The organism is Microvirga sp. P5_D2, assembly GCF_054049475.1.
On sequence record NZ_JBFUMH010000234.1, the window covers coordinates 1 to 5926 of the forward strand.

Here is a 5926-nt window from a genome sequence, read left to right on the forward strand (position 1 = left end):
AAAGATTGAGAGGCCTCTCCGTCCGACCCGATCATGAAGCGGCTTGGTGCCGACTTCGAAGAGAAGCCAGACCCCTGGCGGGAACTCATGAACGTCCCGCGGCAGCCTCTGAATGGCTGGAATGTCCCTGTGCGTTCATCGTCAGAGCCTGGAGCTTGCTATCCGGGGCGATTTCCTGCGCTTGACTGACACGCCCAAAAAAGAGAAGCGCCCACGAGTGGGCGCTCTAAGTTCCGGCCCGTAGGGGCAAAAATAACAAAGCCGGTCTCGTCCATGTACTGAGTCAAATCTCTTCCGTCAGTCGGGTATATGACAGATGGGAGAAAAATATGCCGCTTATTCTCAGGTTTAGTAGGCTTATTATTCCAATGTAAGTTTATATGCTTGTTGTATACCTCCGAGGAGGTAGGTATACAGAGGCTCCCGTAGGGGCAAAATACGGGCTCCAGGGCTGCGAACATGGTCACAAGACCGGGCGCGGCCCTTTTTCATGGGCGCTCCGGCTCGGTCACATGCAGCCGCGTGAAAACCCGCCGCGTAATTCGCGTAAGCGCGATTACGGAACAGGCAGGATTTCCCTGACCTATCGCTCTTGAAGCTGACTTTTTGTCGGAACCAACTCTGAGCCAGATCATTTATAAGCCCGAGAGCGTGTATAAGCCTATAGCTGATGGACCCCTGATGATCTTATAAGTCATCAGGGGTCTTTGCGTTTGCTCATAAGCCGATCGCGTAATCTACATCAAGGTTAGTTTTCCGTTAGATGCGCATCCGAAGGCTGATGTTCTAAATCTATAGGCTACCTCCTTAGAGGTATTAGCCTCCTTCGGAACCATTTTCCTATTGCGACGTATTTATGTCATTCATGCCACTGTCTAGGTGGCACCTCCCAGCCATAATCTCTTGTAGGTGAACCCATGAAGCGTTCGCACGCTCTTGCCTTGTCCGGCATTGCCCTGTTTCTCGTCTCCACCACCTCGTCTTTCGCTCAAGTAGGAAAGCCAGGGCAGCAATGCGTCCCGGCGGTCGCCAATGCGTCGATGTACGGCAATTGCCGCCTCCGCATTGTCCAAGGCCAGGAGTTCTGCCGGTGCGCCATCCTCCCGCAAGCCGTGCGCAATCAGGCGGTGCCCAATGGAGACCGGCAGTCGGATCGAGCCAGCGACATCACGGGGTCGATTGGCGGATTTACTCCAGACCGTAATCTTCCCTCGGTCGGGGATCGGCCCATCGGCGGATCTGGCCCTGTCGTGGGTGGAAACGACGGACGAGGCCCATCGAGGGGCGATGCCGTCGCTGGCGTCTCGTCGACCGGCCGCACGGACAGCGGCCGCCCGGACAGCGGCAACACCAGGGGCGGCTCCGGCACCGGCGGTGGGACGGTCGCGGATAACTCCCCCGGAACTGGAGGTTCAGTTGGCGGCACTCCCGGCACTGGCGGTACTCCTGGCATCGGCGATGCCCCTCCCGGCACTGGCGGTGCCGCTCCTAGCGCTCCTGGCACTCCCAGCACCGGTAACGGCAAGGACGGCAAGGACCGTGGCGGCTGGGATCGTGATGGCAAGGACCGTGGCGGCTGGGATCATGGCGGCTGGGATGGTCACGACGGCAAGGATCGTGGCGGCAAGGATCGCGGTGGCTGGGGCGGCCACGACGGCAAGGATCGCGGCGGCAAGGACCATGGCGGCTGGGGCGGCCACGACGGCAAGGACCGTGACGGCCACGACGGCAAGGACCATGGCGATCATGGCAGCGACAAGGGTGGTCGCGAGGGTGGCAACCGTGGTGACCATGGCGGTCATGGCAACAACGGTTACGGCAACGGCGGACACGATGGCAGCCCTAACGGCAAGGACGATTCAAACCGTTAACGTCGGCTAACTCCCGATGCTTCGAAGCCCCTGGCCGCGTCTGCTGCCGGGGGCTTTGTGATGTCGACAGGCTATGGCCTTGGTTTACCAGGCAAGCCTTAGGATCGTACGCTCGAGGAAGACGAAGTTGCCTTGCGTGCGCGTGAAAATCACACCGCGAATTTCCGATATGCGCCTTTATAGAACGCCCTTTCCAGCCCTCCCCGTGTCCAGATTTGGCGCTACAAAGTGGATCGGTCGGAGGGTGGACGCATGTTGAAGCCGTTCACGACGGAACGTCTGACAATCCGTCAACTGGAACTCCGGGATGCCCCCGAACTGGCCAGGATCAGCGATGTCCCGGCAGTAAGTCGGTGGATGGCCTTCATGGAGGGCGGCTTCCCCTTGGAGAAGGCGGAGGCCCTCGTCGCCAGCCAGAACGACATTAAGGAATACTTCTTCGCGGTGCGGTTCCCCGATGGAACGTTGATCGGTGCTATGGGCGTGATTGATCACCCGGATGGGTCCATCGAGGTCGGCTACTGGTTCGGGGTCGATTACCAGGGCAAGGGCTATGCGTCGGAGGCGCTCCGGGGAACGCTGGATCAGATTGCCGCCCATCCTGCGCTTGCGCCTCGTCCAATCTTTGCCGAATGTCGACCTGACAATGCCGCATCCATCCGGCTACTGACCAAGATCGGCTTCTACGCAACAGGGCGTCCAGGTCCTCGGCCCAACCGGATCGAGTTTAGGCTTCGATGAAGTCGCTCGCGTGCGCGTGAAAATCGTCCGTGAATTTCCGACAAGACCGATTATGGAAATTCATGAAGCGTTGTTTCAAGGTATTCACGAGCTCTCTGCGTCGGCCTGAAGTGAATCAAGGCAGATGCCGAATCTATTCTCCTTGTGAGCACCTCAATGGGAGCCGTTGAATACTGTCCGGGATCGTAGTCAGAAGACGGGCATACTACGTCAGTGCTTAAATGACCGCAGCGGACGAGACCAAGGCTGATACCCTCCTCGCTCTGGCTCCTCTTCCGGCTCCTCATCGAGGAGCGACATCGTGAATTCGTCAGCCGGCCCCATCAGGAACCACATATCAGAAGGCTCGCCCTTGTAGACGCCCTCCATTGGAGGACGTTGCTTGCCCAACTCGGCTTTGCGCTTCTCAAGGGCAGCATCAAGGACGCTCTAAGCCGGCTGAATGGCCCACTGCAAAGGCGAGCAAGTTCTTCAGGCGTGTCGGGCGTGGATTGTCCCACGGTCATCTCCGGGATTTGAAGCGGTGGATCCTGCGCCACTCCGAATCTGCCCATCTGCCTTGCTTAAGCACGTACTGACGTCGCTGGGCTTATCCGCACCAATGCCGGCGCCTACTCTCCCATGCCTCCCAGCCGCTCTGCCTGGGGAGGGCGAGGTCCTCAGATGCTGCAAGCCGCAGGTATCCGACTTGTCCATTAGGTGCCTGATGGGTGGCTTCCGCGCCAGGTCACTTGGCCCTCTGTCCGCCAGCTTGCCTCGCACGACCATGATCGGATGAACTGCGGGACGGCTTCGGTCGCCATAGGCCGCGCGAAGAGATAGCCCTGCCCTAGATCACAACCATGTTCCCGGAGGAATGACGCCTGCGCAGCGGTTTCAACCCCTTCGGCAACCACCCTGATGTCGAGGCTTTGACTGAGGCTCAGTAGGGCTTTGACAATCGCAGCATCATCCGTATCCGTCTCCAAGTCATTCACGAAGGAACGATCGATCTTGAGAACATGAACCGGGAACTGCTTCAGGTGCGACAGCGAGGCATAACCGGTGCCGAAATCATCAAGCTCAATTGAAACCCCGCCTTCACTCAAAGCGCGCAGCGTCTTCTGGGCATGTTCGACATTGTGGTCGAGGAACACCGTCTCAGTGACCTCCACCCCGAAACGGTTCGGCGGAATGCGGGCCTCACGCAGGTGGGCGAGCACCCGTCGGGCATAATTATCGCGGCGGAACTCGGCGGACGAGGCATTGATCGAGATCCTGCCAACATCCAGACCTGCATCAAGCCAGCGGCGCATATCACGGACCACACAGGAGAGCATGCGGTTCCCAATGGCGATTCCAAGCTCTGTATCGTCAAAGGCACGGGCAAGAATATCGGGTAGTTGAATTCCCATGCGGGGATGACGCCAGCGCAGGAGCTCTTCGAAGCCTGCGAGCTTCCCGGAGGCGAGCTCCACCTTCGGCTGGTAGAAGGGCTCGATCCACCCGAGGGCCACCGCCTGACGGGCCACCGTCAGAGCTGAGGCTGTTTTCTGCGCCTCATCACGCATCGCCGGCTGAAACATCGCGAACAGGCCGCGGCCCGCTGCCTTGCAGCTATAAAGTGCAAGGTCTGCCTGCTTCAGAAGATCCTCCGCGCTCAGACTGTGCTCGGCAGAGATGGCACCGCCGATGCTGGTGCGGCAGTCCAAAGCCTCACCATTGTGCCCCAGGGCCCCCTGCATCCGGGCCAGAAGAGCTTGAGCCACCGCCGCAACACTGTCCTCTCCGGCAACATCTGGCAGGATGACGGCGAACTCGTCTCCGCTCAGACGCGCAACCGTATCGGTGGTGCGCACGCCACGACGCAACCGTTGTCCGAACTCCTTCAACAGGGCATCGCCGGCATCGTGGCCAAACTGGTCATTGATGTGCTTGAGATGATCCAGATCCAGGACCAGCAAACCAACGCTGTGCGACCGGCCTGAGATGCCGTCGAGCGCCTCCCGCAGGCGTTCAAGGAAGAGCCTGCGGTTAGGTAGGCCTGTTAGATCATCATGATAGGCAGCCCAACGGAGACGCTCCTCGGCAAGCTTTTTATCGTGGATGTCCTCGACCGTGCCGTACCAGCGGATAAGGGCGCCATCCTCGCCAAGCCGGGGCGTGGCCCGGGCGCGGAACCAACGATAGCTCCCGTCGGCAAAGCACAGACGGTACTCGACATCGACAGGACTGCGGCTGACCACAGCATCCGACCAGTGTTGTGCTGCGATGGAGGCATCGTCCGGGTGCAGGGCCGTGGTCCAGCCTTGCCCAAGCGACTCCTCAGGAGGCAGTCCCGTCAACTCGCCCCAACGCGGAGACATGTCGAGGACATTGCCGTGCGGATCGGCTGTCCACGGGATCTGCGGATTGAGCTCAACAGACGAGCGGTGGTGCTCCTCACTCTCGCGCAAGGCGTGTTCGGTTCGCTTCTGGTCGAGTTCGATGCGCTCCTTGGCCATGGACAGGAAGATGAAGGCGAGCGCAGGGGCATAGACCACGAGAAAGAGTGCCATTTCCGTGGACCACCGGGTGGCAAAGGCATTGAACCAAAAGATCGACCCCAGCGATAGTCCAAGCAGTCCGCGGAAGACATTGAAGGCGGCGAGGATGGACAGGAGGAGGACCGCCGCGCGTTGGGAGGCCAGCCACCGAGGAGCGTGCTTCGCGAGTTCCCAGGCAGACAGGGCGGCGTATGCTCCGGTAATCAGCGACAGGAGCACAAGTCTAACGCTGTAAGTCTCGTAAATGAAGGGGAAAGCAACAACCCAGACGGCAGGGCCAACAACGACGGCAGGGACCTTGCCTCTGCGGGCATTGAAGGCCCTGCAGCCAGCGTAAAGGGATCCATAGCCTAAGGTCACGAGCGCGTTGGCAACGAGTAGGTTAAGATGACCTGGCACTGCCTGTCCGAGGTTGGCCATGCTGATCCCACCGGAGTTCAGGCAGAAGGTGGCGCCCCACCATGCCAGGGCGTGGACCTTCCGGTTCTGTGACTAAGAGAAAAGCAGCAGCACACCGAGCATGGTCGATAGCAGCACATAGGCGGCGGCTAATGTGTGGGGATCAAGGGTCATTGCGGGAATGCGATAAAATCCAGGCGGAATACAGCAAAAGGCAGTTTTCCTGGCATTCCATGCAGAAAGCTAGGCTCAGGACTCGTTAATTGAGGTAGAAGGCGACGGCCGCTGCGATGCAGATGGCTGAGAAGAAGGTGTGGGCGCATCGGTCATAGCGGGTCGCGATCCGGCGCCAATCTTTGAGTTTGGCGAACATGTTCTCGACCTTGTGCC

General features: G+C 59.6%; 3 protein-coding genes and 1 pseudogene. 2 read left to right on the top strand and 2 right to left on the bottom strand.

All coding sequences use genetic code 11. The features are described 5' to 3' along the window. The first annotated feature begins 917 nt into the window (after positions 1-917). Together ACXJKO_RS29095 and ACXJKO_RS29100 are read left to right on the top strand one after the other, a co-directional pair. A complete protein-coding gene (locus ACXJKO_RS29095; RefSeq protein ID WP_457094513.1) occupies positions 918-1871 on the top strand; it encodes a hypothetical protein in 954 nt (317 codons plus the stop codon). A gap of 252 nt (positions 1872-2123) precedes the next feature. Continuing rightward, complete coding sequence (locus ACXJKO_RS29100; RefSeq protein WP_457094514.1) at positions 2124-2612, top strand: GNAT family N-acetyltransferase; 489 nt, start codon at positions 2124-2126, stop codon at positions 2610-2612. A 695-nt stretch (positions 2613-3307) separates the two neighbouring features. Here ACXJKO_RS29100 and ACXJKO_RS29105 read toward each other — a convergent pair. Both ACXJKO_RS29105 and ACXJKO_RS29110 read right to left on the bottom strand, forming a co-directional pair. Next, the gene (locus tag ACXJKO_RS29105) at positions 3308-5557 is read right to left on the bottom strand and encodes a putative bifunctional diguanylate cyclase/phosphodiesterase (protein WP_457094515.1); all 2250 of its coding nucleotides are present in this window, start codon (positions 5555-5557) and stop codon (positions 3308-3310) included. Positions 5558-5795: 238 nt separating this feature from the next. After that, positions 5796-5926: pseudogene (locus ACXJKO_RS29110) on the bottom strand (IS5/IS1182 family transposase); the annotation flags it as partial.